At 67.1% G+C, this 25851-nt stretch carries 23 protein-coding genes; 6 read left to right on the plus strand and 17 right to left on the minus strand.

What is annotated here, in order from left to right:
* Positions 1-267 precede the first annotated feature (267 nt).
* Positions 268-1260, plus strand: a complete 993-nt coding sequence (locus tag HOV91_RS39705; protein ID WP_246349803.1) for a hypothetical protein — start codon at positions 268-270, stop codon at positions 1258-1260.
* Complete coding sequence (locus tag HOV91_RS04195; RefSeq protein ID WP_174184090.1) at positions 1260-3392, plus strand: hypothetical protein; 2133 nt, start codon at positions 1260-1262, stop codon at positions 3390-3392. The genes HOV91_RS39705 and HOV91_RS04195 overlap by 1 nt, the downstream gene beginning before the upstream one ends.
* Positions 3393-3588: 196 nt before the next feature.
* Here the strand turns inward: HOV91_RS04195 and HOV91_RS04200 are convergent, their stop codons facing one another.
* The 3 genes from HOV91_RS04200 to HOV91_RS04210 form a co-directional block, all read right to left on the minus strand.
* The gene (locus tag HOV91_RS04200) at positions 3589-5784 is read right to left on the minus strand and encodes an elongation factor G-like protein EF-G2 (protein ID WP_174184091.1); all 2196 of its coding nucleotides are present in this window, start codon (positions 5782-5784) and stop codon (positions 3589-3591) included.
* A 98-nt stretch (positions 5785-5882) separates the two neighbouring features.
* Positions 5883-6569 (minus strand): MTB12 C-terminal domain-containing protein, encoded by a 687-nt coding sequence (locus HOV91_RS04205; protein WP_174184092.1) that lies wholly within the window; start codon positions 6567-6569, stop codon positions 5883-5885.
* 333 nt (positions 6570-6902) lie between these two features.
* Positions 6903-8327 carry a WGR domain-containing protein gene (locus tag HOV91_RS04210; protein ID WP_174184093.1) on the minus strand — a complete coding sequence of 475 codons (1425 nt, stop codon included), beginning with the start codon at positions 8325-8327 and terminating at the stop codon, positions 6903-6905.
* 124 nt (positions 8328-8451) lie between these two features.
* Here HOV91_RS04210 and HOV91_RS04215 point away from each other — a divergent pair, with 124 nt between their 5' ends.
* Positions 8452-11334 carry an AAA family ATPase gene (locus tag HOV91_RS04215; protein WP_174184094.1) on the plus strand — a complete coding sequence of 961 codons (2883 nt, stop codon included), beginning with the start codon at positions 8452-8454 and terminating at the stop codon, positions 11332-11334.
* Between the two features lie 9 nt (positions 11335-11343).
* Complete coding sequence (locus HOV91_RS04220) at positions 11344-11895, plus strand: phosphotransferase family protein (RefSeq protein ID WP_174184095.1); 552 nt, start codon at positions 11344-11346, stop codon at positions 11893-11895.
* A gap of 24 nt (positions 11896-11919) precedes the next feature.
* Here the strand turns inward: HOV91_RS04220 and HOV91_RS04225 are convergent, their stop codons facing one another.
* From HOV91_RS04225 to HOV91_RS04260, 8 genes are all read right to left on the minus strand, one after another.
* Positions 11920-12423, minus strand: a complete 504-nt coding sequence (locus HOV91_RS04225) for a DUF5666 domain-containing protein (protein WP_174184096.1) — start codon at positions 12421-12423, stop codon at positions 11920-11922.
* 533 nt (positions 12424-12956) lie between these two features.
* Positions 12957-13724 carry an ESX secretion-associated protein EspG gene (locus HOV91_RS04230; RefSeq protein WP_174184097.1) on the minus strand — a complete coding sequence of 256 codons (768 nt, stop codon included), beginning with the start codon at positions 13722-13724 and terminating at the stop codon, positions 12957-12959.
* 70 nt (positions 13725-13794) lie between these two features.
* On the minus strand, positions 13795-15081 hold the full coding sequence (locus HOV91_RS04235) for a RodZ family helix-turn-helix domain-containing protein (RefSeq protein ID WP_174184098.1): 1287 nt from the start codon (positions 15079-15081) through the stop codon (positions 13795-13797).
* 13 nt (positions 15082-15094) lie between these two features.
* Positions 15095-15469: a hypothetical protein gene (locus tag HOV91_RS04240; RefSeq protein WP_174184099.1), complete on the minus strand. Its 375-nt coding sequence runs from the start codon at positions 15467-15469 to the stop codon at positions 15095-15097.
* A 13-nt stretch (positions 15470-15482) separates the two neighbouring features.
* Positions 15483-15992 carry a DUF3558 domain-containing protein gene (locus HOV91_RS04245; RefSeq protein WP_174184100.1) on the minus strand — a complete coding sequence of 170 codons (510 nt, stop codon included), beginning with the start codon at positions 15990-15992 and terminating at the stop codon, positions 15483-15485.
* A 228-nt stretch (positions 15993-16220) separates the two neighbouring features.
* Entirely contained in the window at positions 16221-16727 is a 507-nt protein-coding gene (locus HOV91_RS04250; protein ID WP_174184101.1) for a DNA-directed RNA polymerase subunit beta, read from the minus strand.
* A gap of 117 nt (positions 16728-16844) precedes the next feature.
* Positions 16845-17057 (minus strand): hypothetical protein, encoded by a 213-nt coding sequence (locus tag HOV91_RS04255; RefSeq protein WP_174184102.1) that lies wholly within the window; start codon positions 17055-17057, stop codon positions 16845-16847.
* Positions 17054-17269: a hypothetical protein gene (locus HOV91_RS04260; RefSeq protein WP_217439509.1), complete on the minus strand. Its 216-nt coding sequence runs from the start codon at positions 17267-17269 to the stop codon at positions 17054-17056. The genes HOV91_RS04255 and HOV91_RS04260 overlap by 4 nt, the downstream gene beginning before the upstream one ends.
* Before the next feature lie 289 nt (positions 17270-17558).
* Between HOV91_RS04260 and HOV91_RS04265 the strand changes: the two genes are divergently transcribed.
* Positions 17559-18776, plus strand: coding sequence for a helix-turn-helix domain-containing protein (locus HOV91_RS04265; RefSeq protein ID WP_281370827.1), 1218 nt, complete (start codon positions 17559-17561; stop codon positions 18774-18776).
* Between the two features lie 283 nt (positions 18777-19059).
* Here the strand turns inward: HOV91_RS04265 and HOV91_RS04270 are convergent, their stop codons facing one another.
* A complete protein-coding gene (locus tag HOV91_RS04270) occupies positions 19060-19629 on the minus strand; it encodes a transglycosylase SLT domain-containing protein (protein WP_174184104.1) in 570 nt (189 codons plus the stop codon).
* Between the two features lie 740 nt (positions 19630-20369).
* On the opposite strand from HOV91_RS04270, the gene HOV91_RS04275 reads away from it, so the two are divergent.
* Complete coding sequence (locus tag HOV91_RS04275; protein ID WP_174184105.1) at positions 20370-21053, plus strand: RDD family protein; 684 nt, start codon at positions 20370-20372, stop codon at positions 21051-21053.
* Between the two features lie 111 nt (positions 21054-21164).
* Here the strand turns inward: HOV91_RS04275 and lipA are convergent, their stop codons facing one another.
* The 5 genes from lipA to sucB all read right to left on the minus strand — a co-directional run.
* Positions 21165-22280: a lipoyl synthase gene (lipA, locus tag HOV91_RS04280; RefSeq protein ID WP_438822628.1), complete on the minus strand. Its 1116-nt coding sequence runs from the start codon at positions 22278-22280 to the stop codon at positions 21165-21167.
* A 10-nt stretch (positions 22281-22290) separates the two neighbouring features.
* Positions 22291-23043, minus strand: coding sequence for a lipoyl(octanoyl) transferase LipB (lipB, locus tag HOV91_RS04285; RefSeq protein WP_174184106.1), 753 nt, complete (start codon positions 23041-23043; stop codon positions 22291-22293).
* A 304-nt stretch (positions 23044-23347) separates the two neighbouring features.
* Positions 23348-23884 (minus strand): GNAT family N-acetyltransferase, encoded by a 537-nt coding sequence (locus HOV91_RS04290; RefSeq protein WP_174184107.1) that lies wholly within the window; start codon positions 23882-23884, stop codon positions 23348-23350.
* Positions 23881-24789, minus strand: a complete 909-nt coding sequence (locus HOV91_RS04295) for a TIGR01777 family oxidoreductase (RefSeq protein ID WP_174184108.1) — start codon at positions 24787-24789, stop codon at positions 23881-23883. The genes HOV91_RS04290 and HOV91_RS04295 overlap by 4 nt, the downstream gene beginning before the upstream one ends.
* Positions 24790-24808: 19 nt before the next feature.
* A partial coding sequence (gene sucB, locus HOV91_RS04300) for a 2-oxoglutarate dehydrogenase, E2 component, dihydrolipoamide succinyltransferase (RefSeq protein ID WP_174184109.1) occupies positions 24809-25851 on the minus strand: 1043 nt, incomplete at its 5' end.

The raw sequence follows: 25851 nt of genomic DNA on the forward strand, positions 1-25851 counted from the left end.
GCCGTGCCATTGGCGGCAGGCGCAATCCAGGGATCTGGTGCGGGAATGTCTGTCCGCCCTCCCGCTCCTTTGTCGACGGGCCCGTTCGCGGCGGCACTTCATACCGCCGAAGGCCGGCGGGCGCTCCCTTCGCTCGTAGTCGGGGAGGGGGTAGAAGACGACTTGGCGCTGGCTCGGACCCTGCTCGCCGCGATTCTGTCCGCGGTAGGAGATTCGGTGCCGACCCTGGACTGGGGGGTGGCAGTGGGGCGGACTCACGCTGGGCCCTTGGTTCTGGTGACTTCCACCGAGGGCCGTGGCTGGCTGCCTCCCGGATTGTTCCTGCCGGTGGAGGTGGTCGTGCCGTGGAGGTGGGACTCCATTCTCGGCACCGAGGGGCGGGAGACCATCGCGGCCTTGGAAGGGATCACCGATCCGGCCCGAATGCTCGCCGAGTTCGTCCGATTGGTCAGTCGCCGCAGGCCTGGTCGTCTCAGCGCCCTGGTGTCCTCCACCTCCATACCTGACGACCTGCGCACGGCCCTCGGTGACGATGTCGCGATCGAGGACCGGGTACCTGCCGCCGAATCCGCCGTCGACCTCGCGTCGCCGGGTGTCGGACTGGTCGACCGGCTCGAGCTGGCCGGATCGGACGAGTCGCTGATAGAGGCCTCGGCGGTGCCGGAGGCGGAGATCCGGGCAAAATGCATCGAGTTGGCGCGTGCGGCGGATGCTCGGGTGCGCACCGCGATCTCCGGCATCGGCGGGGAAGTCTCCTTTCATCGCACCCGAGTCCTGGATGCGCTGCACGCCGGTCTGCCGATCCCGGCGAGCTGGTGGGACGAGATACGAGTCGGTGATGCCATGACGGCGGCTGCGCTGCAGTCGAGGAGGATCGACGTGTCTCACATCCCTGTCGGCGGCGTACCACTGGACGTGCCCGGCGCCGAAATCCAGCGCAGCATGGCTTTCGAACGGCGTGCCGATGAACTGCTGCTGTTGCTCGCCGAAGGTGAGCCCGACCGGCAGATTCTGCGCGATGCGCTGTACACGTACAGCCAGATAACCGAGCACCCCTTGCTGCCGGCGGCAGCGCGTGTCGTGGCGCCGGAGGTGCCTCGCAGGGAGGCAGCGGTTTCCGGCGTCGTGATCGCCCCTGGATTCGAGGCAGGGTCTCAGAGGGTCAGTTCCATCGCCCACAACGGGGGTCCCCCCTCGGTCGCCGAATTGTTGGGTGGTCCGGCGGGGTCGGAGAGCTCCGGTGAGCAGAGGAGAGCCTGATGGGCAGCAAGGTAGACGAGGTCGTCGGTCAGATAAAAAAGGACTACGAAGCAGCGGGTTGGGATTCCGTCGGCTTTCAGGACGACCAGGCCAAGAATTCCTTAGACAAGCTTGCCGGATTGAATTCGACCGAATTCAAAGAAGCCTTCGACCGCCTTCGTGACGTCAAGCATGCCGAAAGCTATGATTACACCCTGTTCGAACAGCTCGTCAAGGATGCCGGCGACCTCAAGGACAAGCCTGAATACAAAGATCTCGTCAAAGCGCTGGAGAGCGGGAATCCGGACGAGTATCTGAAAATTAAGAAGGGTAAAGAAGACGACGCCGAGAAGGTCGAATTCGGAGACTACGGCTACGAGAAGTTCAAGAGCGAGGAAAAGCACGCGCAGTATGTCGACCTGTATGAGCCGAAGGGGGCCAGTGAGGCGCTGAAGCTCATAATCAAGGACACCGAGTTCACCATGCAGTGGGATTTCGACACACTCGGACTCGGCAATCCGAAGGCCGCGCCCGACTTCACCCAGGTGCTGGAGGGTGAGCAGGTCGAGTCCGCGGGCGGATGGTCCAGCATCAGGAACGCGCACAAAGATCTGAAGGAGCAGTTGGACAAGCGGCAGAGTACGTACACTACCGAGCACAAAGACGTCAAAGGCACCACTTACGACTCCAAGATCACGGGCTCCGATGCCTTCAAGGCGCTCATCGGGGTCATGAACGAGTTGAACGAGCATCTCAAGTACGAGCCCTCGGACCTCAAGCGTGAGGGCAACAAGCTCACGGAAAGCTCTGGAGGTCCCCCCACTTCAGAGATGCAGATCCCCGTGTACGAGAAGAATACGGTCGAGGGCAGCCCGGGTTACGGCAAGTGGTTCTTGAGCGCAGAAGCGGAGCAGAGGTACTACACCAGGCATATCCTGCAAGCCGTCGATGAATGGGAAAAGATATACGACGACGCGACGAAGAAGTATCAGAAACAAGCCGAGAACGTCGATAACAAGAATGCCGGCGAGCACGGCAACAATAACAACAACGCCAACAATAACAATAACAATAACAACGCCAATAATAATGCCAATAACGGCAATAACAATACCTATGTTCCGCCGACCGGGAATACTTCCACGCAACCGGCCGGTACCACGAACGACGACTGGAGTTCCACGTACGACGACTTGCTGGGCGGGTCCACCGACACCGATGGCTCGCTGACCGATCCGAGCACGGGCACGGGCACGGGTACGGGCACCCAGCCCATCTCGGATACCGGAAGCACTGATCCGTCCACGAGTTCGGACCCGTTCGCCGCTATCCGTAATGCGCTGCAGGGCAACACCGGAACCGCGACGAATACCGGCGCGAACACTGGTGCGAACACCGGCGCTATGGCCCCCGCCGCCAACAGCGGCGACAACGGCATGGCGAACGCTATGCAGCAGATGGCGATGATGAGCGCCATGAGCGGCATGATGAACCAGGGCCGCCAGCCGGACGAGGAGCGACTCGAGCGAGCCTATGCGGAGCGCGATCGGGAACGAGAGCGGGAGAAGCGCGAGGAACGCGAGCGCAACCGCAACGCCCAGACGACCACCGCGCAGCAGGCCGTGCAGCAGACCAGTCCTCCTGGCGTGACCGCCCCGACGTACGCCGGCGCTCCGCCTGCGGTGACCACACCGGGCGGAATGGTCGATTACAAGATCGGCAATTCGACCGTGCAGGTGTCTCAGCCGGTCGCGGAAGCTCTGCACCGTCAGACCCAGAACACCGCCACCAATGCGGTGGCCGCCTACGAGGGAACCGCGGGTGCGTCGACAGCCGACCACCCGTGGGCGACGGTGAACGATGTCGCGCAGTTGAAGACCGGCGATGTCGTGCAGTGGGAGAAGCACAGCGCGCTGATCGTCAAGAACGAGACCGGCCTGAACATCCTGGACAACGGCCAGCTCATTCCGCTGGATCCGAACAACCCGCCGCTGACCGAGAAGTACGGGAGTTTCACCGGCTACGCGCACCCGACGGGTCTGGATGTCGGTTCCAGCACCATCGATCTCGCGGCTGCGGCACCACCTCCACCCACGGTGAGCGCGACGCAACCCGGCGGACCGCCGCCCGTTGGACCGCCACCGCAAGCCTGAGCAATAGGCGGCGGGATCGGAATCGTCGTTGTCACCGGTGTGCGGGTGTGCTTGCCGGTAGCAAGGCCCGGCGCGTCGCGCACCTTCGCAGGTGGTCTCGGTCCAAGAGCCCCGGTCGGATCACCGGTGCTGGAGACCGGACCGAAGGGTTTCGCGGGTTCGCGAAGCGATCGGCCCCGGTTCCGGAGGGTGTGGGCTAAGCGCGGGCCTTCTCCCCGCGCACCGACGCGGCGACCTGGTTCGGCATCGGCTCGTGGCGGGCGTAGGCGCGGGAGAAATCGCCGGTGCCGTGCGAGATCGAGCGCAGATCGATGGCATAGCGGCTGAGTTCGAGTTCCGGCACCTCGGCGTGGATGCGGGTGCGGCCCGTTCCGTGCGGCTCGGTGCCGAGAACGCGCCCGCGGCGGCTGGACAGGTCGCTCAGCACGGGGCCGACGTATTCGTCGGAGACCAGCACCCAGACTCCGGCCAGCGGTTCGAGCACTCTGATCCCCGCGGCGGCCGCGGCCTCGCGAAGGGCGAGGGCTCCGGCGGTCTGGAACGCGGCGTCGGAGGAGTCGACCGAATGGGCTTTGCCGTCGAACAGGGTGACCCGCACGTCCACCAGCGGGTATCCGGCGGTCAGTCCGCGGGATGCCTGCGCGCGAACACCCTTCTCCACGGACGGAATGAACTGGCGCGGAACCACTCCGCCGACCACCTTGTCCACGAACTCGATCCCCGAGCCCTCGGGCAGCGGTTCGACCTCGATCTCGCACACGGCGTACTGTCCGTGCCCGCCGGACTGTTTGACGTGCCTGCCGCGCCCGGTCGCCTTGCCCGCGAACGTCTCCCGCAACGCGACCCGATGGTCGGTCACATCGACCTGCACGCCGAACCGGGTCCGCAATCGCTCCAAGGCGACGTCGCGATGGGCTTCGCCGAGACACCAGAGCACCAGCTGATGGGTCTGCGGGTTGTGCTCGAGGCGCAGCGCCGGATCTTCGGCGGCCAGCCGGGCCAGGCTCTGCGACAACTTGTCCTCGTCGCTTTTGCTGTGCGCGCGAATGGCGATGGGCAGCAGCGGGTCCGGCATCGGCCACGGCTCGATACGCAACGGATTGTCGGTGGACGACAGGGTGTCGCCGGTTTCGGCGTGACCGAGCTTGGTGACGTAGGCGATGTCGCCCGCGATCGCCTGCCGCAGGGGACGTTGCTGCTTGCCGAAGGGCGCGGAGATCGCGCCGACCCGCTCGTCCAGCTCGTGGCTCTCGTGGCCCCGATCCTCCAGACCGTGCCCGCTGACGTGCACCGTGTCGTCGGCGTGCAGGGTGCCGGAGAACACGCGAACCATGCAGACCCGCCCGACGTACGGGTCCGAGGCGGTGCGGATGACCTCCGCGGCCAGCTCTCCGGCCGGGTCACAGCGCAGCGGATGCGGTTCGGCGCCGTTGCTCGCGGTGATGACGTGCTCGGCCGGTGTCGGAAAGCCGCCGGTGATCAGATCGAGCAGTTCGACCGTGCCGAGGCCCTGCTTGGCACCTTCGGGCGCGGGCGCGGCGAACAGAACCGGATGGAAGCTGCCGCGGGCGACCGCGCGCTCCAGGTCGGCGACCAGCGTCGCCAGGCTGATCTCTTCGCCCTCCAGATAGCGCTCCATCAGGCTCTCGTCTTCGCTCTCGGCGATGATGCCCTCGATGAGCCGGTTGCGCGCGTCCTCCAGAGCGGGCACCTGATCGGGCGCCGGATCGCCCTGGACCTCCTCTCCGGAGGAGTAGTCGCCCACGCAGTGCGGCAGCAGCTCCACCATGCCGGTGACCGGCCGGTGCCCGTCCGGATTCTTCGGGCCGTAGACGGGCAGGTGCAGCGGCAGGATGTTCTCCGACGATCCGCCGCCCAGCACGGTCCGGCAGGTCTCGGTCATCACGTCGAACTCGTCGCGCGCTGTGTCCAGGTGGGTGATCACGATGGCGCGCGGCATCCCGACCGCGGCGCACTCCTCCCACAGCGCCCTGGTCGCCCCCGCGATCCCGTCGGCTCCCTCGGCGGCCGAGATGACGAACAGCGCCGCGTCCGCCGCGCGCAGCCCCGCCCGCAGCTCGCCGACAAAGTCCGCGTAGCCGGGCGTGTCGACCAGGTTGATCTTCATCCCGTCCCACGCCACCGGCACGACCGACAACTGCACCGACCGGTGCTGGCGATGTTCGATCTCGTCGTAGTCCGACAGCGACGTGCCGTCCTCGACCCGCCCGGCGCGATTGACCGCCCGCGCGGTGAGCGCCATGGCCTCGACCAGTGTGGTCTTGCCCGAACCGCTGTGCCCGACCAGGACCACGTTGCGAATCTGCTCGGGCCGCTCAGCCGACACCCCGCCGCCGTTGCCCGCGGCAGCTCCGTTGGTTTTGTCCACCATGTGTCTCGCTCCTGTCGCCGACACCTGCCGTACGTCCACCTTCCCACCGGGCGTCGCGTTCCGTCCACGAATCGGCAGATCAGGTGCGATGCAGGCCGTCAATGGCAGGCGGGGGAGGGCGCGCCGGTGCCGGCGATCTGGTCACAGGCCCACCGCGTGCCGATACGCCAGGAGCCGTCGCGCGAGACGAACGGCACGATGATCGGAATGCGGCTTGCGTCGTCGGCGACGGTCACGGTTGCGAGGAGCTGACCGGGGCCGACGTCGGTGACCCTGGTAACCGTCGTAGTGACCGGGGTGTATGCCTGCGCTACGCGAGCGAGCAACTCCGGATCCTTGTCGTCGTCCGCGACGCGCAGCGGCTTCCCCGCCGCCGGGACCGCCGGATCGAGCGTGCGCCGGAGCAGGTTGTCGAGGTCGGCAATCGAAGGGATCGGCGGGTTGGGCTGAGCGTTCGACGGCACGTCCGCAACCGTCCCCGGGTACAGCTGACGGACGATGCCGAACCAGATGATCGGGGCCACCGCCCCGAGCAGGGGCGGAGAGCTGAATTCGTTGACCGCGACGGCGACGCTGACATCCTGGTCGGGCAGATAGCCCATGTGGGTGCTGTAGCCGAGCACCGCCCCGTCGTGGCCGCGCCACCGTCCGTACTCCATGATCCCCAGCCCGTAGCGCAGGTCTCCGGAGAACTGGGTCCTGGCGCGGAAGGTCTCCGGCTTCAGGAGATCGCCGCGGCCGAGCATGCGGGCGTAGTCGGCGAGGTCGGAGATCGTGGACACCATCGTGCCCGCCGACCGCGATCAGCACCCCAGGGGACAGCCGTGCGTCCAATTGCGACCGCACAATGCGGTCGATCTGCTCGGCTGCGCCCGCTGGAAAGGCGTTGTCCCGGCGATTGTCTGCCGTACACCCGGCCAGTAGCGCCGCCACCGCCGTCATGGCGAAGGCTATCGCGCACAATGACGTGAACCGCCCAGCTATCGAAACCACCCCACTCGATCGCGCTTGTGTCAGTCTGCCAGGAGCGCAGGATGCCGGGTTCCCACCGGCGACGTTCCTCGCAGATCTCGCGCGACCTGCGAGGAACGCTTTCGCTGGGAACGGCCGTAGCGCCGTCAGGACAGTCGGCGGATATCGCCGCGGACCCGGTAGAAACCGCCGCGCGCCGACTCGGCGATGCCGTCGACCACGTAACGGGCTCCGGACCGGCGAATGTCTTTGGGGAACTGAACGTTCCAGCCACGGTGATACCCGGGCGACACGACCCGCACGCGCAGCGAACTGCCGTGATCGACGCATTCCACGATGACGCCGTTCCCCGCATCGGAGGTGACTTCGACGGTATCGCTGGGCACCACGGCGGAGATCTCGGGCGCCTTCACCGACACTGTTTGCGGCAGCACACCCTGCTCGGCGTCGCGGATGGCGGTCTCACCGACGTCCAGGCAGGCCAGCGTGCCGGTGGTGGTGACCAGGTACAGCTTCTCGTCGTGGTACTGCATGGAATAGGCCGAACCGCAGCCGGTGGCCAGCTTCCACACGCGATTCCCGGCGGCGTCGAAGCAGTACACCGAGGAGTAGTTGTCGCCGGCGAAGACGTAGCGGCCGTCCGGTGAGGTGGCGCAGGAGAAGACCGCGGCGTCGCACTGGGAGGTGCGTTCGGCCCCGCCGCTCTTGGTCACCATGCGGACCTGGTTGCGCGAGGTGCCCGCGTAGACGGCGTCGGATTCCTGCCAGCCGAACAGCACGTCGCCGCCGGTGCTCTGGTGCCAGAGGGTGTTTCCGCTGTCCAAGTCGTACTTGGTGACTCCGCCGGAATGCCCGTGGTAGACACCGTGCGCGTCGACGCGCACCATCCAGCCCGAATCGCCGGTGCTGTGCCGGTTCCACAGCGACTCTTCCTCGTAGTCGATCACCGTGATGCCGCCTTGGCGGTCGGAGACGCCGAGGATGCCGTCGTGGATGTCGAGCCAGTAGATGTCCACATCGGCCGCGATGTCGTAGGCCGCGCGGGGCACCTTGCCGGACAGGTCGTAGACGCGCCCGTCGTCGCACCCCGCGTAGATCCAGAAGTCGTCGGCCACGATGCATTTCACGGCGTCCGGCAGGCGGTACCGGCCGGTGACCACGCCGTCCGGGGTCAGGGTGAACACGTCACCGCTCTCGTTGCCCACCCAGCAGCGGCGCTCGTCGACGAAGATGCCGAAGGCGGCGGCGCCGGAGTCGAAACTCCACAGCACGGGCGCGGCCTTCGCGGTGGAGCGGCCGCTGCTGATCGCCCGCCGGGTCACCGCGCGCCTGGCCCGCGCCCCCATCACCGCGGGCGCGTAGCCCTTGCGTACCTTCTCACCGACCTTCTTCGCGGCAGCCGCCCGCGCCTTCTCCTCGGTGGCGAACGAACTCACCTTCGTCTGCCCCTGCTCCCCGATACGACCGAAACGGACACTCACCTGCGTGCCCGCGACGATCACCTCGTAGAACTTGTGCGCGGATCCGCTGTCCTCGGACAGTTCGAGATAGGTGGTTCCCCCGATTGTCATAGCGCCTCGCCTGTTTTCGTCAGATCAGAACGAAACGAAAGTTAGCAAGGGGCACCGACATTCGCGGACCGCCCGACCGGATCTGGCAGAATCGTGCCGGGCTCGTCACGAGGGGGAACACACCATGGTGTTGACCGCGCGCTTCCAGCCGGGATCGACCAGCCGCCCGTTCGTCGATCGCGAACAGGTGCTGGCTCGGTTCGAGGAACTGCTGGCCGAGGCTGCCGAGCAACCGCGCGTCATGCTGCTCAGCGGTGTCGGCGGCATCGGCAAGTCCCGGTTGGTCACCGAGCTGCGGGCGCGCGTCGAGCGCAGGCATCCGGTGGCGGTGCTCGATCTGCAGGTCCCGAGTCATCGGCAGGCCGCGGACGGGCTCGCCGTGCTGCGCGTGCAGCTGGGTCAGCAGAAGATCAAGTTCCATCGCTTCGACATCGCCTGCGCGGTGTTGTGGCAGCGCATGCACCCCCACCTCCGCCTGACCTCCGATTCGCTGGCGCTCGCCGAGCACAGCGAGATCCTGACCGAGATCCTCAACGACGCCACCGGCATCCCGGTCTTCGGTACGGCGACCAAGCTGCTGGATCTCGGCGCGCGCCGGGCCATCCGCACCCATCGGATACGCCACGATCCGGTCCTGCAGGAACTCGACCGGTTGAGTCTCGCGAGCTTGGAAGAGGCCGTCTCCTACCTGTTCGCCGAAGACCTCAAGAGCGGGACGGAAGGCAAACCGCCCTATGTCGTCTTCCTGGACGCTTACGAGGCCTTGACGGGCGGCACCGATCGCGAAGGCCGGGCGGCCGCATCCGACGCTTGGTTACGCGATGTGGTCGCCCAGTTGGACACCGGTCTGGTGGTGATCGCCAGTCGTGAGCCGCTGGGCTGGGAGCGGCACGATCCGGAGTGGTCGGACCGGGTCCGGGCCGTGCCGGTGGACAACCTGCCCGCGGACGCGCGCTTCGAATTACTCGATGCCTCCGGAATAGAAGACCCCGCCGAGCGGGCTGCGATCGCGGCGGCCAGCGCGGGCGTTCCGTTCTACCTGCATCTGGCCATCGATGCCCGCACCCGCGCCGGGTGGGTCGCACCCAGCGAATTGGTCTCTCCGGAAACCATTCTCGAACGCTTCCTGCAGCACGTGCGGCCCGAGGAAGTGCGGATGCTGGAACTGCTCGGGCTGCCCCGTATCTTCGACCGGGAGATCTTCACCGCGGTGGCCGGGCAGTTCGAGCTACCGCGGCATGTCGCGGCGTGGAAGTCGCTGGTCGCCTACTCGTTCGTCTACGCGGCGGACGAGGGCGATGAGGGCGAATGCTTCCAGCTGCACCAATTGATGGTGGACGCGCTGCAACGCCGTTTGGCTCCGGAAGTTCGGCGCACGCTGCACGCGGTGCTACACGACCTGTGGTTCGCGCGCGCGGAACGGCCGACCGGCCGGGTGACCGCGTTGCGCGAAGCGGGTTACCACGGGGTCCGATCCGGGCTGCTGTCGGCGGTGACGTTGCTGGGGTACGTCGATCGGATCGAAGCGGCAGGCGGCAGCCAGGGCATCGGCGGCGTGATCAGCGATCTCGACCGCTACTTGAGCGATCCGCATGAGAACCTGGCAGGTATGGCCGAACTGTCGGAACTCACGCGGTGCCTGGAAGCGGAAGCGGCGGTGCTGCTCGGCGACGCCAAGCAGGCCGATCGGCTCACCCGGCACGTCGCTTTGGATCGGACCGGACCGATCGCGGAGCGGTTGGCTGTGGCCGCGGCGAACGCGCGGCGCACACTCGGCGACACCGACGATGCGCTGGCCATCTATCAGGACGTGTGGTCGCGCGGATCGGGGCGGGCGCGGCTCGTCGCGGGGCAGTGGGCGGCCGACCTGCACATGTGCCAGGGCCGATTCGGCCAGGCATTGGCCATGTGCGAAGAACTCGTGGCGCTGGCGGACGACGACGACCGCGAGTTTCTCGGCGATGTGGCGCGGTTGCGTCACCTGGCCTACCGGCTCGCGTTCGACACCGACCGCGCCGCGGAGTATCTCGCGGAGGCCGACACCCACTACCGAGCCGCGGGCAGCGTCGTCGGACAGGCCAATATCGCGACGAATCTGGCGGAACTCTTGGCGCTGACCGACCCGGCGCGGGCGATCGAGGCCGCCGGAACGGCGATCGTGCAGCAGCGTGAGCTCGGTGCGTTGCACGAACTCGGGAAGGCTTATACCGCCGTTGGTTTGGCGCGTTTGGCGCTCGGCGAACTGGACGCCGCCGAGCATGCGCTCACCGAAGCGTGCGGGATTCTCGAGCAGGCGGGGTACCGGTCGGGACGGGCCAGAGCCGAATTGTTCCGCGCGGGCGTCTTCGCCCGGCGAGGGCGCCGTGCGGAAGCCGTGCGCAGTGCGCGATGGGCCATCGCGGAATTCGAGGGCGCGAACGTCTACCCGGGGCTGGTGCTCGTGGCGCGAGCGGTCCTGGCGCTGTACGGCTGGACCGAACCCGACATCTCCGAAGCCGCCGCGGCCGCACGGCTGCGCATCCAGCCGCCGACGCCGGAATCGGGTCTGGACCGCGACGCCGCGCGGCTGATCGCACGGGTGCTCGGCGTCGACGCGGACGTGATGTACCACGCCGCGCTGTCCCGATCCCAGTCCTCCGCCGGGTATTACAACCACAACGTGCGGGTCGACGGCGTCTCCGGCGCGGTGAACGTGCGTATTCCGGTCGAGGGCGCGGATGTGATGGATTTGCGGCAGTGGCCCGAACCCGCGGTCTTGATCGCGATCGAGCCCTTCGTCGCCGCGGCGCCGAAGTTGCGGTGGGAATCGGTCCGTCCGGCCTACCAGATCCACGACTTCATCGACGGCGACCTGCTGGACCGGATCGCGCCGCGCGGCGTCCCGGTTCCGGCCCACGTACCGGCAGACGTGGCCGCGCTGTTCGCCGGGCTCCGCCGTATCCCACGGGAGCTGTTGCCGCCGGTCGAGCCGGATTGGGACGACGAGCCCGCCGGATTCGCGCGGTGATTGTCGGCCGTGACGGCCCGGGTGCACCGCGAGAGCAGCGCGGAATTCGGGGAACTGTACCGCCGGTTGGGTGTGCCCGACCGACCGCTCGAGACCGTGCTCGCGTCCTGGAACACCCTGCAAGCCCGACCGTTCCGGATGGTGCATGCCGACGTGCACCGGAAGAACATGATCGTGCGCGACGGACAGGTGGTCTTCCTCGACTGGGAATTCGCCCTGTACGGCGACCCGCTGTACGACGTGGCCACCCATCTGCACAAGATGGGCTACCTCCCGCGGGAGCAGGAGGCGTTCCTCGCCGAGTGGATCGCCGCCGAGCCGGAGGCGGCGGTCGGTGAGTGGCGACGGGACCTGCGGATCTATCTCGATCACGAGCGGGTCAAATCCGTCATCGTCGACGCGGTTCGCTACCGCAAAGTGCTCGCGCGGGGAGACGCGGACGCGGCGACGGAGGCGGCGCTGGTAACCGGTCTGGCCGGGAAGCTGCGGTTGGCGCGGGCCGTGTGGGGCCAAGGGGAGCCGGTCGACGGTGCGGCGGTGGAAGCCGCGTTACGCGGGTGAGGTCGGTGCGCCCGGCTGTGTGGTTCAGTTGGGGGCGGCGCCGAAGGAGATGCCGGTGATGAAGTCGGCGACGATCGTCTGGTCGGGGTGTTGTCGCCCGTAGACGGCGATGGCTGCGCCCACGCGGATGTCCTTCGCTTGCTTGGCGATGAGGACGTACACCTTGGTGTCGGCGTCGGTGCGGACCTTGATGCTGTTTCCCGTCGCCGCGTTCTTCACCACCAGGGTCGTACCGTCGTTCGCGGTGACCTTCCCGACGGTGATCGCGATGCCCGTCCGTCCGGCGGGCCGAGCGGGTGTGGGCGTGGTCGTGCGCACGGTGGACGTTGGTGGGGCGGTGCTCGAGGCAGCGGCCCGGGGCGTCGTGGTCGACGACGCCGGTTTGGTGGAGGGGCCGACGAGTAGCCAGCCGGACACCACCAGAATCAGCACGCCGACGCAGAGTCCGACGAAGGCGGCCGCGCCCGAGTTGTACAGCCGGTGCGGTTCGTCGTCCAGACGCCGTGGGGGCAGCGGAGGCATTCCCATCGCCACTGTCCGCGAGACGGATTCCGGTCTCAAGGCGAGCGATCCGGGATGCCTGGTCGAGGGGGTGGATACCGGTGCTTCGCTGTCGGCATTCGGTGCCGAACGAGGTCTGCTCGCGGAAGCAGTGATCGATCGCGTCTGTGCTCTCGAAAGTGTTGCCGCCGAGATGGTTTCAGGATCGCCCCCGAGCCGCGCCAACCGGCCCACTTCCGCTGCCTTACGACCGTGCGTACTCCAGCGAGGCATGATTCAAGCGTAGGTGTCTTTACGCTCGTTTTTGTTGTCACTGGCGGGAGTACCGGTGTGACCAGGGCGAATCGGTGATCATCGGCACACTCGGGCCGACTCTCCGGGCGCGATCGAGCTCATTCCCGAACCATTCTGCGCGCCAACGCATATCGGTTCCGACAGAACGCTCGGAGCCGGGTCGTGCTCGTCTCGATCACCCTCCTCCGGGTATCTAGGGACCGATCGACCGCACGCTGCGTCAGTGTCAGGTGACTGGTCGCACGCGTCGGGACAGTTCCGATGCTTCAGCTGTAACTCGGATCGTTCTCCTCGCGGAAGCCCGCGACCGTGACCTGTACGACCCGGTCGAGTTGTGTTCGTAGTTCTGTGGTGTCGGCGGGAACAGCTTTGAGCGTGGCTGCGCTGCGGACGAGGTACCGGCCGTCGGGATAGTCCATCACGTGGAAGCCGCGGGCGGGTGCGGGGCGGTTGTCCCACGCGGGGCCCGCGTAGACCGCGACGTGGGCGATGGTGCTGCGGGGACGTTCGAAGAACTGTTCGGCTCGGGCGCGGGGCGGGATCGACGCGCCGACGCGATACGGTTCCTCGTCTTCGTCCTCGGTGTCGAGTTCGTGCCGAGAGATCTCGATGCCGGGGCCGCTGCCGCGTGCGGCGTCGGGCAGCAGGTCGATGACGCGACGGCTCACGTCGTCCGCATCGATCAGCGACATATGGACGGCCCCACCACGATCCGCCGACGCGGTCGGCTCTTGAACCAGCAGCACGGCATGGCGATAGTGCACGGCCGCGTGGACGCGCAGCTTCTCCTTCCCGCGGAACCCCGCCATCTCGATGCGTGCCTCGGGTTCGGCCAGCACACGCAAAGCGCTGTACAGGGACTCGTCGAACCGACGGTGCAGTCCGGCGGCTTCGGACTTCCACTCCGCTTCGTAATCGGCGACGGTCTCGGCGGTGGATCGGAACTGCAACGGGTAGGGCAGCACGTCGCGGTCGACGGCCCGCCACAGCACGGTGAAGCCGAGCGCTGTGAACGACCAGTCTCGTCGGCTCATGAAGCCGAATCCTCCGTCGTGCACCACGGCCGGATCGCGCGTCGTGGCGCGGCGTCGATGCCCGGGCCGCTCATTCGCCGATCACCGGTGGGACCGACTTGACCTTGTGCTCCGCGCCGAGTCCGGTGAGTTCCTCGCCGTTTCGCTGGTTCACCAGATAGTCCTTCGTCTGGTGTTCCTTTTCGTCATCCCCCTTGCCACGGCTGCCCGGTGGCATCATGCCCGACATTCCGCCCATGCCCGGGCGGCCGGCGCCGGAACGCGCGGATGCGGCGGCGGGAGCGCCGCTCGGAACACCAGGGGCGCCATTGAGGCTGCGGCCCGGCGCGGGGGTTCCGAGGCCGGGGACGCCCGGGGTGGATGTGCCCGGGCTCGGCGTGCCGGGCGATCCCGGACTCGGTGTTCCGGGGCGGGTCAACGAGGGATCGGCAGCCGGGCTGGTGCTTGCCGGTTGGGTCGACGGGTTCGTGCCGGCGGGCGTGGTCGCCGCCTGATCGTCCGAATTCTCTTGTTCGACAGAAGGAGTCGGGCTGGATGCGACGGTGCTGTCCGGCGTTTCCGCAGCACCTGGCCGCTGTGACGGGTCTCCCGTAGCGGGGTTGTCCCCGGAACCATCTCGGGATGACGACGTTTGCCAGCCATTGTTCGATATGGACGGCTGATCGCCGGAATTGTGCACAGGGTTGTACGGCTTGGGGACCAGTGGAACGCCGGTGTCGGCTTCCCGGACGGCAGGATAGAAGACGTTCTTGACGACGTTCACCGAAGCATCGCGCGCAGCGTCTTCGCGATGCTGGTTCAACTTCCATGTGGGGCCCGGAACCCAACTCGCGACGTTGCTGGTCCACGTCTGAGCCGGCGCTTCCTGCACGGCGGGGCGGGTGACCTCGATGCCCGATCGGATGATCTTCACCTTCTCGGCGACGATCTGCACCGAACCGACCAGCCCACTGGACTTGTCGACGTACTCCTTGATGCCGTCGCTCGCGGCCTTCGCCGCCGCCCCCTCCCATTTGCCTTCCATGGCCTTGCTGATCTCCGGGGCGAAACCCCGCAAACCCTGCTCCAGCCGATTGCGGATCGACTCCCACCGCTGGTGCAGTGCGGTGACATCGGTGATCGACATCGCCTGCACGCGTTCATAGAGATCATCGATGCCGTCCGGGTTCTTATACGCGCTCTCTGGAACTCTCGACGGTTGAGTCTGCAAATCACCACCGCCGCGCATGATTTCGGCGATGCGGTTGCGGGCGATGGCCGCGTCGGGACTCTCGTCGCGCGAACCGGTATCCGGCGGGCCGGATTTCGACTGCTCGAGCAGAGCGGCGCCGATCGCCACCAGAAATGGCAGACCCATGATTATCCCCCGGTCAGTTCAACAGAGTGCTCGTGTCTTGGGCGTTGGAATCGTCCTGCGCGCCGATCCGGTCCACGGAAATCTGGATGGTATCACGGATGAGGGTGAGTACCTCGATGTGTTCTTTGAGGGCGGAGTCCACATCACCTTCGCCTCCAACCGCCTTGTCGCCCAGCATCCTCGCCAGCTCGTCTGCACACTCGAACCTACCCAAGCCTGTCACCCTCGTCATTCTGATCAGGTCATTGCGCAAGTCCTGATACAGCTGGATCTGGCGATCGCACGCATCCCAACACTCCTTTGCCACCGATGGATCCAGGTATAGACGGCCGCTCTGCGCTTCGCTGGCCAAGAACTGCCAGCGGGACTTCTCTTCCTCCAAGGCCATGTTCATCCTCCAGTCAGCGTGGCAAGATGGGAAGCAACACCTCAGCTGCGGCTGTCACGCGGTCACACGGTGGAACCTGACGTCCTTTTGGCGAAACATTGAATGCGGTGACTTCGACGGCTCCGAAATCGGTCGGGAAGATAAGATCGCAAGCTTCGTCGGGATCGTATTTGTTGCTGCGGAACTTGAATCCGGAACGACTATTGATCGTGATGCTGCTGAAGTCGACATTATCAGGCTTTCTTCTGAAATCCTCGACAGAGTGAATGGTGGACCAAACATCGATCGAGTAGTTCCAGGGCTTTCCCGGGTCGTACCAGCCGCAGACCTTGAATCCAGGCTCCTCGATTCCCGCCACGCCCGATTTTTTCGTGGATGGATCCACACCGATTTCCTGAAGCAGTTGATCCGGCACCTGTGTGCACGGGTCCCACAGGGCGGCCGTGGCCGCCGAGGTGTCGGTTGTCCTACTGGGGGTGGCGGTTCCGTTCGTGCCCGATTCGCACCCGGAGGTGACCAGCACTATCCCAGCGAGCGTAGCAACCGCCGCCGTCGTCCGTCGTCCCACCGAAGCCTCCCGTCTGGGCCGTCAAAGTCGTCCCTGAAGTCTATGACGCACTCAGGGGCTCCCCGGTTCCACCGGATTCATGACCGTCGAGTCGGTTGTGGCGAGGGACCGCGCGCGATTCGATCGGTGAGGAGGACCGCAGTTCGGTGGTCGGTGAGGGGGATCGCGGTTCGGTGATCCTCGCTACGAGTGATCCCTCGGCCGGTCAGCCTGAAACCCGTGTGGTTGGTGCGGATCGGCGTTGGCGCAGCGGATGATCGACTGCACGACGGTGCTGATATGCGGGCGGAAGGCGTCGCGTGGGGCGACGACCCACCACCGGTATCCGATCCTCTCGTCGGTGGGGGAGGGGAGCAGGATCTCGCCGCCGGTGGGGACGATCGTCGCGGAGGCGCGCAGCAGGGCGATGAAGATCTCGCTGTCGTTGGCGAGCCGGTCGGTGGCGTCGGGGCGGACGAGGATCGTCCAGCGCCCGGAGCCGTGGGCGATGACGGGGCCGAGCAGGTATTGCTGGGCGAGGTCGGCGCGGACCGTTCTGCCGAGCTGTTCGGGGACCGTGACCGCGCCTACGTCTCCCGCACACAGGGCGATCCTTCCAGTTTCCTCGTGTACGTGACACGGCAGCCCGTAGACGTGTCGGTAGTGCCGGCAGCGGGTGAGCGTCGGGTCCGGGGCGGGATCTGTGCTCATGACCGCCCCCTCACCATGGATCGGGCAGAAGCCGGCATTGTGCGCGACCGAAGGGATCGCATCGGTGAAATCTCCGTTCTGATTTCGAAGTCGGGATGGCGCGGCAGGGACGAGCGTTCAGTCCCAGAGTCGGGCGCAGGGGAGTTGCGGATGGTCGTCGCACAGGTTGTGGTCGATAGTCACCCTGATGTCCGGGAAGCGTTGCGCCAGTGCGCGTGCGACGCTTTCGGCCTGTTCGGCGCTCGCCTGGTAGTCCAGGCGCAGCGGGCCGGATTCGATGCGGATGTGACGGCGTCGGTCCGGCGGTTCGGCTTCGGCAGCCGCCTTCACTGCGGCTTGCCGGAATCCGGAACCATCCGCCCGGCGTCGATCAGCACCTGCCGTGCCGCCGCTTTTCGGGCGCAGTGTTTCGCGCGGCAGGCCAGATGAATCTGCATCACCTCGTGGGCTTGACCGACGGTGAACGGCTGGACCGGCGCCTGGTGGGCGGCGGTGTCGCACAGGGCGATGAGCTGATTTATGGCGAGGGAATTCGTGGACATGTGACGCCTCTCTGCATCGAACACCGGTCGGTCGGCGGCGCTCGGTGCCGGGGGCTTTCGCCACCGGCCCGCCACTCTGGTGAGCCGGTGCGTCGCACGGGAGTGCGGCGTCGGCCCGGCACCGGGCGCCTGCGAGCGAAGCTAGGTTCGGTGAACAGCGAGGTGGGAGGACGAATTCGAGTTTCGGTTCCGGCTATCTCACGAGCCGTATATTCTGCCGGGGCAACCGCTTTCGCGGTGGATGCTGTGGGGAAATCGACCGACGATGGGGGGACGCTGGGCCATGCCTATGACCACTGGTGAAGTGATTCGGCGGATTCGGAAATCCCTCGGCATGACCCAGACGGAGCTGGGCGTGCTGATCAACTTCTCCCAGCCCGCGGTCTCGGGTCTGGAGCGCGGCGGTCCGGCCTCGCACGACGTTCGGGTTCTGCGTCTCGTAGCCCGTGCGCTTCAGGTTCCGCTTGCCATACTGGTAGTGGAGTCGGATCGGGAGGCAGATGTGGACCGTCGCAACTTCTTCAGAGCAGGGGCAATAGGAGGCGCGGGGGCTGCCGTGATGTCGGTGTCCGCGCCCGCGAACGCCGCGTCGGCGTCCAGCGTGAAAGTCGGCGCGAGCGATGTCGAAGCCATTGTCGAGAGCGTGAACCAGATCCACGAACTGGATCTGGTGGTCGGCGGCGACCGATTGTGCCGGGTGGCGGCCACTCAAGTCCGCTATGTAGAGCAGTTGCTCGACCACGGCAGCTACACGGAAGCTGTCGGACGGGCGCTCACCAGCGCTGCCGCCGAGATGATGACCGCCGCCGGGTGGGTGCATTACGACGCGGGTCGCCCCGACGATGCGCGGCGATATTACGCGGATGCCGCGAACGCAGCGAATGCGGCCAATGATGGGATCGCTGCGGCGCATGCGCTGGCAAATGCCAGCTTCCTCATGGCGAGTCGCCCTAGTGACGACGCGAAAGGCCACCCCTTGGCTGTGCAATACGCGCAGGCCGGAGCGCGGGCATCACTGCGCGACGGCGGCCCGAAATTGCGAGCCTTGATGGCGATCAGGGAAGCCGAGGCTCATGGGGTTCGTGGTGACAAGTCTGCGATGACGGCGGCTGTCAGCCGGGCACATCGCGCATACGAATCGACACGCGGGCACGACCCGGATTGGGTATACCTGCCCGAGGCTGAGTTCATCGGCGGCGTCGGCTGGGCGCAGATGCGGGTCGGTGAGCACTCTGCGGCCACCTCCAATCTGCAAGCGGCGATCGAGAGTTCTTCGGCGTGGCCCAGGGAGCGCGCCGCGTGGCAAGTCCATCTCGCAGAGAATTTCGCGACGGCCGGTGATATCGCCCAGTCGTGTGCGTTGCTCGCCGACAACTACGACACCATCGCCGGTCTAGCGTCCACGCGCCTGCACCAGCGCATCGACGCCATCGCGACCACGGTCCGCGCCCACTCCACGGTTCCCGAGGTACGCGAGTTCTTGGCGATGCGAGCGGCGCGGGTCTAGTTCGTGCTGCACCGACCACTGGGTCGGTGTTGTGCGGCTCTCTTGGAGGCGGCGCAGGGGCGCGACCGGTGAGCCCGGCCACGCGAGAACGTCACGAGTCCGGCTCCCGCGACTGCACGGACTCGCGCCGAAGCGCCGTGCCGCCGCAGGTCGGCTACCGGGCTGCCGGAAGTTTCGCGCAGGACGAATCGGTCCTTGCGCATTTCGGAGGCTTCGCGCAAAACGATTCGGTCCTCGCACATTCCGGAGGATGTGCGAGGACCGGACCATCTGCCAACCGACCTCAGTACGCCCCGTTGACGTTGTCCATCGAGCCGTAGCGATGGGCCGCGTAGTTGCACGCGGCGGTGATATTGGCGACCGGATCCCAGATGTCGAAGGGGGTGCCGTCGACGTGGTAGGCGTTGAAGGTCGGGTCGATCACCTGGAGCAGTCCCTTGGAAGGCGTGCCTTTGGCGGCGTTGGAGTCCGACAGGTTGATGGCGCGGGGGTTGCCGCCGGACTCGCGCATGATGTTGCGGTGAATGCCCTCGTAACTACCCGGGATGCCGTGCAGACGCATGATGTCCAGGGATTGGCGAATCCAGCCGTCGAGGTTGTCCTCGTAGACCTGGGGCGGAGCGGGCAGGAAGCCCAGGGGCGGCAGCGCGGGCAGCGCAGGCAGCGGGGGCAGCGCGGGCAAGGCCAGTCCGTCGATCGGCGCGGCGACCGGCGTGACGGGCGCCGGAGCGCTGTCGTCGGCCACCGCCACACCGGCGGAGAAGCCGACTGCGATCACGCCGACGGCGGCAGCGAGGGCCGCGCCTTTGCGAAATGACGGGCGGCGGAGAAAAGAAAGGCGTGCGTCAGGCATCGAGAAATCAGTTCCTTCATCGTGCGACGATCCGGCTGGAGAAGGCAGCGCGGATCACGGCGGGCATCGGTGGGGATTTCGCCGTCTCGGCTCGTGTGCTGTTTTCGGATTTCGTTGTGAAAGCCAGGGTTCGATTTCCTGGCGGCGCGACGCGGTGGACTACACGGGTCGGTACCCGTCGGTGCCGCTGCCGTACCCGAAGAGAAACACTGCGGAGCTGGTTTCTCAGGTCACTTCCGGACCGATCTCAGCTTGATCACGGAAGGTGAACAACAAGTGAACTAACCCTAGGCTATCGAAATTCACGATCTTGAAGACGGCTGGTCCGCCGTTATTGCCGTGCTGTGCAAGCAATTTGCCTTGCATGTGATTTGACTCACAAACAGGTTTCGGATCGACCAGATCTCGGCGCGATCACCGTGATGGCGTGAGTGGTCGGTCCGAATCGGCGCTCGTCAGGACCAGCGCTTCTGCTGCGGGGATCTACCAGTCCACCGTTTCACCTGCCGACAAGGATTTCTTAAGGCCGATCGGTAAAGGTGACCGCGAAGTCGGCAATCCGCCTCGGGTTCCCTATGGACTCCGATTTCCATGCCGAACAGCGGACCGTCTTGTGTTGTGACAGTGCTTTCGATTCCGGACAGGAGCCTTGATGATCGCCCGCCTCACGGAACCAACACAATCGCTGCTCTTCGCAGTGATCGAAACGGCGGTGCTGGATACCGAGTCGGGAGCCTGCGATGCCATCAGGTGAGCCGCGGTATGCGCCGTGGCATCTACGGATGTCGGCCTGGTTCATCGATGCACTGGTGGTTGTGGCGCTTCTGGGGTTGGCAACGTACATCGACTGGAACTTGTTGTACGACCCCATGCGCACCGAGGGTTTCGCGATGGATTTCGCCGAGGATCTCGAGATTCTGATCTACGGCGAGCCGATCGAGAACATCAAACCGCGGGGGACCAGCGTCAACGGGGCGGTACCCATATACCCGCAAGACGTGACCCGGTGGTTGTACGCGCTGATGGTGGCCACTGTCATCATCCTGAGCGTGGTGAACACCGTGGTCGTGCAGGGGCGGACAGGGCGTAGTCTCGGCAAACTCGTCACGGGCCTGCGGGTGGTGGACCCGCGTACACACCGCCCGGTGGGTATCGGCCGAAGCTTCCTCCGCCAGCTCGCTCACACCGTCGACGCACTTCCCTGCTACTTCGAATTTCTGTGGCCGCTGTTCGATACGCGGCGACGTACATTCGCGGACATGCTCGGGAACACGATCGTGGTGCGCGGCCGGGAACCGAGCGCCGAACAGACCGGGCAGCGCTCGCCGCGCGACCTGGCGCCCTGGTTCATCACCGGGGCCTGCACGGTAGCGGCCTACACGCTGATCTCGATTGTGGCGTGGCTCAATCGGTGGGGTCTGTGACGCGCCCGTCAGCGACTCGAGATCGTCGGCGGCCTCGGTCGACTACGTCAGCGAACCGCTACCGGCCCGCGATTCGGCGGTCAGCCGATCGCGAGCCAGGTGTGGCGCCGGTCAGCTGCCGAAGCGGGCCAGCACGGAGCTGGCTTCCTGGGACGCCGTGCCCTCCTCGGCGAGGTGCGCCATCTCCGGGGCGATCTCCCGGCCGTGGTGCGCCATCGCCTGGGCGTACAACCGGCCCGCTCGGTAGGACGAGCGGACCAGCGGACCCGCCATGACGCCTGCGAAGCCGATCTCTTCCGCCGTCTTCGAGTGCTCGACGAATTCCTCCGGCTTCACCCAGCGGTCGACCGGGTGGTGGCGCGGCGAGGGGCGCAGGTATTGGGTGATGGTGAGGATGTCGCAGCCCGCCTCGTGCAGGTCGCGCATGGCCTGGGTGACTTCCTCGGGGGTTTCGCCCATGCCCAGGATGAGGTTGGACTTGGTGACCAGGCCCGCTTCGCGAGCGGCGGTCAGGACCGCGAGGGAGCGCTCGTAGCGGAAGGCCGGGCGGATGCGCTTGAAGATGCGGGGGACCGTCTCGAGGTTGTGCGCCAGCACTTCCGGGCGCGCGGAGAAGACCTCGGCGAGCTGGCCTGGGTCGGCGTTGAAGTCGGGGATCAGCAACTCCACGCCCGTGTGCGGGTTCAGACGCTTGATGGCGCGGACGGTTTCGGCGTAGAGCCAGGCGCCACCGTCTTCCAGGTCGTCGCGGGCGACGCCGGTGATGGTGGAGTAGCGCAGGCCCATGGCCTGGACGCTCTCGGCGACGCGGCGGGGCTCGTCACGATCGAGGGCGGCGGGCTTGCCCGTGTCGATCTGGCAGAAATCGCAGCGGCGGGTGCACTGTTCGCCGCCGATCAGGAAGGTGGCCTCGCGATCTTCCCAGCATTCGAAGATGTTGGGGCAGCCCGCTTCCTCGCAGACGGTGTGCAGACCCTCGCGCTTCACCAAGCCTTTGAGTTCGGAGTACTCCGGGCCCATGGTGGCCCGGGTGCGGATCCACTTGGGTTTGCGCTCGATCGGGGTTTCCGCGTTGCGGGCTTCGATGCGCAGGAGTTTGCGGCCGTTCGCGGCGCGAGCCTCGGGCCCGGCGGAGGTAGCCTGCGTAGCCGCGGAGGGACCCGGGAGTGCCGCAGCAGGTTCGGCTGCGGAGGCGTTGTGTGGTGTCGGGGTGTCGACTGAGGTCACTCGATCGACCTTACGCCGTCGCGGCCGGGGTCTGCGGGGTGGTGTCACCAGGGGTGACGCGTGCGACGCCGTGCTCGGTGACGGGCAGGTCGCCGTCGAGCGCGCGGATGATGGCGGCGGCCACCAGCGGCTTGATCTCGGCGACGGTCACTTCCCGGCCGAGTTCGCGGGTCAGCGTGGTGACGCCCGCGTCACGGATGCCGCACGGCACGATGGCCTGGAACCCGTCCATGGCGGAATTGCAGTTCAGCGAGATGCCGTGCAGCGCCACGCCGCGCTGCACACGCACGCCGATCGCGGCGATCTTGCGTTCGGCGTACAGCTCGGTGGCGGGCAGCCAGACGCCCGAGCGGCCCTCGACCCGGCCGCAGGTGAGGCCGAGACCGAGACAGACCGAGATCAGCGCCTCCTCGAGGCGGCGCACGTAATTCACGACGTCGACCGGCTCGGCCAGGCGCACGATGGGATAGCCGACGAGTTGGCCGGGGCCGTGCCAGGTGATCTTGCCGCCCCGGTCGACCTGCACTACGGGGCTGCCGTCGATCGGCAGGTCCTCGGCCTCGGTGCGCCGGCCCGCGGTGTACACCGAGGGGTGCTCGAGCAGCAGCAGATGATCGGCCCCGTCGCCGTCGGCGCGCTGTTCGGCGATGGTGCGCTGCAGGTCCCAGGCGGCGTGGTAGTCGATGAGTCCGAGATCCTCGACCACGATCGGGGTCGTGTCGAATCGGGCGGACAGCGTGGTGCGCGTGTCGGTCACAGCCATGACGGTACGCCGAGGAGGCTGGCTGGTTCCAGCACCTCGATGTGGGAACGCCCACAGCCGGATCGGAGTTGCCGGGAGAGAACTGGAAGGTTGCGGCTACGCGCAGGTCGGTGGCGGGTTCGCGCCTTATCGGCCGATTCCGCCGGACGGGCCTCGCGTCACGTGCTGAAATACCCGTGCGGCATGGGCCCGTACGGGGATCGAGCGACTGCCCTCCGCCGACCAGGCCGCAGCGTCGCACGTAGCGCACCGACACGCACAGCCCAGGGTGTCGGCGATGTGTGCCAAGCGCGGCAGGGCGGGCTCAGCCGACCTCGATGGGCAGGGTCAGCTGCATAAGGGTCAGGTCCATCCAACGACCGAATTTGTGGCCCACTTCGGGGAGGACGCCGACTGTGCGGAAGCCGAAGCGTTCGTGCAGCACGATCGAGCCGGTGTTGCCGGATTCGATGGCGGCGATCATCGCGTGCACGGTGCCCGCTCGCCGGGCACGGTCGATCAGTTCGGTGAGCAGTGCGGTGGCGATGCCGCGCCGATGGAAGCCTTCGTCGACGTAGACGGAGTTCTCGACCGTGTAGCGGTAGCCCGATTTGGTGCGCCAGGGGCCGTAGCTCGCGTAACCCGCCAACGCGCCGCCCATCTCGGCGACCAGCACGGGCAGCCCCGCGCCCGTGCGGGCCCGGAACCAGCCGAGGCGGTCCTCCAAGCCGACCCGCTCGGTGTCCCAGATCGCGGTCGAGGTGGCGATATTCGCGTTGTGGATGTCCAGGATCGCCGGGAGGTCCTCGGGAGTCGCGTCCCGGATGACGGTGGCGGGCCTGGTGTCGAGTCGGTCGGTCATCGAGCCTCTCCAGGGCGTCCCACCGCGGCGGCCAGCGCGGCGCCGATGGTGGGATGGTGGAACTGGTAACCCGCCTCCTCGAGGGCTGTGGGAATCGCCCTCGGTCCGCGCAGGATCGCCTCCTGCGCCATCTCACCGACCAGCGCACGCAGCGCGAACGCCGGGACCACGAGCGGGGTGGGGCGATTCAGGGCACGGCCCAGCGCGCGACTGAACTCGGCGTTGGTGACCGGTGCGGGACCCACCACGTTGACCGGGCCGGACACCGTATCGGTGGTGAGCGCGAAGACGATCGCGCCGATCTCGTCGGCCAGCGAGATCCACGGCGTGTACTGGCGGCCGTTACCCAGCCGCCCGCCCAATCCGAGCGCGTACAGCGGGTGCAGCATGCCGAGCATGCCTCCGGCGCGCGAGAGCACCACGGCGCTGCGCAACAACACGGTGCGCACCCCGGCGGCCGCGGCAGGCTCGGCGGCCTTCTCCCAGTCCCGGCACAGGGAGGCCAGGAAAGTCGTGCCGGCCGGGGCGGTTTCGTCCACCACCCGATCGCCGGTGTCGCCGCCGTAGTAATGCACGCCGCTGGCGTTGAGCAGCACGGGCACGCCCGCAGCGGCGACCGCGCCCGCCAGCACGTCGGTCGGCGTGATCCGGCTGTCGCGCAACTCCTGTTTGAAACTGCCGGTCCAGCGGCGCCGGCCGACGCTCGCGCCGCACAGGTTGACCACGGCGTCGGCGCCGCGAAGCGCCCGCTCGTCCAAGTGGGCGCGAACCGGGTTCCAGGCGAATTCGTCCGGGCCCGCCGCTTTTCTGCGGACCAGCCGGGCGACCTCGTGCCCGTCGCGGCGCAGAGCCGCGACGAGCGCCGTCCCGATCAACCCGGACGAGCCGGCGATCACGACCTTCATACGTGCCGCGGGACCTTCCTCACAAGCCGAGATCGGCCTCGAACGCCGCCTCCTCGAGGCGGTGCCGGATCGTGGTCAGGAAACGACCGGCGTCGGCGCCGTCGATCAGGCGGTGATCGTAGGTGAGCGGCAGGTAGCACATCGAGCGGACGCCGATGGACTCGTTGCCGGTCTCGTCGGTCACCACCACCGGGCGCTTGACGATCGCGCCCGTGCCGAGCATGGCCGCCTGCGGCGGAACCAGGATCGGGGTGTCGAACAGCGCGCCCTGGCTGCCGATATTGGTGATGGTGAAGGTGCCACCGGCGAGCTCGTCGGGCTTGAGGCCGCCGTTGCGGGCGCGATCGGCGATGTCGGCGATGGCGCGCGCCAGACCGGCCAACGAGAGGTCGCTGGCGTTGTGGATCACCGGGGACAGCAGGCCCTGCTCGGTGTCGACGGCGATGCCGAGGTGCACCGAAGCGTGGTAGGTGATCTCCTTGCTGGACTCGTCGTAGCTGGCGTTGACGTTCGGGTGCACGCCCAGCGCCTCGACGACGGCCTTGGCGAAGAACGGCAGGAACGTCAGGTTGACGCCCTCGCGCTCCTTGAACGTCGTCTTGGCCTGCTTGCGCAGCGCGGCGATCTTGGTGACGTCGGCCTCGTGCACCTGGGTCAGCTGCGCGGTGGTCTGCAGCGACTCGCGGGTCTTGGTCGCGGTGATCTGGCGGATGCGGTTCGCCTTCTGCACCGTGCCGACCAGGTGCGCCAGCTGCGGGCGCGCCGCGGCGGGGGCGGCGGCGGGCGCCTTCGCGGCGGCCGGTGCGGACGCGGCCGGAGCGGCAGCGGGGGCCGGCGCCTTCTTCGCCTCGGCGGCGGCGAGCACGTCCTGCTTGCGAATGCGACCGCCCACACCGGAACCGGTGATGCTCGCGAGGTCGACGTTGTTCTCTTCCGCCAGCTTGCGGACCAGCGGCGTGACGTACGGGGTTGCGCCGTTGGACGATTCGGCAGCCGCGGCGGGGGCGGCCGGTGCGGCAGCGGGGGCCGGTGCGGGCTTGGGGGCCGGAGCAGGTGCGGGTG

It is taken from the genome of Nocardia barduliensis (assembly GCF_013315795.1).
Taxonomy (GTDB): Bacteria; Actinomycetota; Actinomycetes; order Mycobacteriales; family Mycobacteriaceae; genus Nocardia; species Nocardia barduliensis.

Coding starts and splice junctions, on each gene's coding strand:
- HOV91_RS04195 (WP_174184090.1), top strand. CDS start 1,260: ATGGGCAGCAAGGTAGACGAGGTCGTCGGTCAGATAAAAAAGGACTAC.
- HOV91_RS04200 (WP_174184091.1), bottom strand. CDS start 5,784: ATGGTGGACAAAACCAACGGAGCTGCCGCGGGCAACGGCGGCGGGGTG.
- HOV91_RS04205 (WP_174184092.1), bottom strand. CDS start 6,569: ATGGTGTCCACGATCTCCGACCTCGCCGACTACGCCCGCATGCTCGGC.
- HOV91_RS04210 (WP_174184093.1), bottom strand. CDS start 8,327: ATGACAATCGGGGGAACCACCTATCTCGAACTGTCCGAGGACAGCGGA.
- HOV91_RS04215 (WP_174184094.1), top strand. CDS start 8,452: ATGGTGTTGACCGCGCGCTTCCAGCCGGGATCGACCAGCCGCCCGTTC.
- HOV91_RS04225 (WP_174184096.1), bottom strand. CDS start 12,423: ATGGGAATGCCTCCGCTGCCCCCACGGCGTCTGGACGACGAACCGCAC.
- HOV91_RS04230 (WP_174184097.1), bottom strand. CDS start 13,724: ATGAGCCGACGAGACTGGTCGTTCACAGCGCTCGGCTTCACCGTGCTG.
- HOV91_RS04235 (WP_174184098.1), bottom strand. CDS start 15,081: ATGGGTCTGCCATTTCTGGTGGCGATCGGCGCCGCTCTGCTCGAGCAG.
- HOV91_RS04240 (WP_174184099.1), bottom strand. CDS start 15,469: ATGGCCTTGGAGGAAGAGAAGTCCCGCTGGCAGTTCTTGGCCAGCGAA.
- HOV91_RS04250 (WP_174184101.1), bottom strand. CDS start 16,727: ATGAGCACAGATCCCGCCCCGGACCCGACGCTCACCCGCTGCCGGCAC.
- HOV91_RS04260 (WP_217439509.1), bottom strand. CDS start 17,269: ATGTCCACGAATTCCCTCGCCATAAATCAGCTCATCGCCCTGTGCGAC.
- HOV91_RS04265 (WP_281370827.1), top strand. CDS start 17,559: ATGACCACTGGTGAAGTGATTCGGCGGATTCGGAAATCCCTCGGCATG.
- HOV91_RS04270 (WP_174184104.1), bottom strand. CDS start 19,629: ATGCCTGACGCACGCCTTTCTTTTCTCCGCCGCCCGTCATTTCGCAAA.
- HOV91_RS04275 (WP_174184105.1), top strand. CDS start 20,370: ATGCCATCAGGTGAGCCGCGGTATGCGCCGTGGCATCTACGGATGTCG.
- lipB (WP_174184106.1), bottom strand. CDS start 23,043: ATGGCTGTGACCGACACGCGCACCACGCTGTCCGCCCGATTCGACACG.
- HOV91_RS04290 (WP_174184107.1), bottom strand. CDS start 23,884: ATGACCGACCGACTCGACACCAGGCCCGCCACCGTCATCCGGGACGCG.
- HOV91_RS04295 (WP_174184108.1), bottom strand. CDS start 24,789: ATGAAGGTCGTGATCGCCGGCTCGTCCGGGTTGATCGGGACGGCGCTC.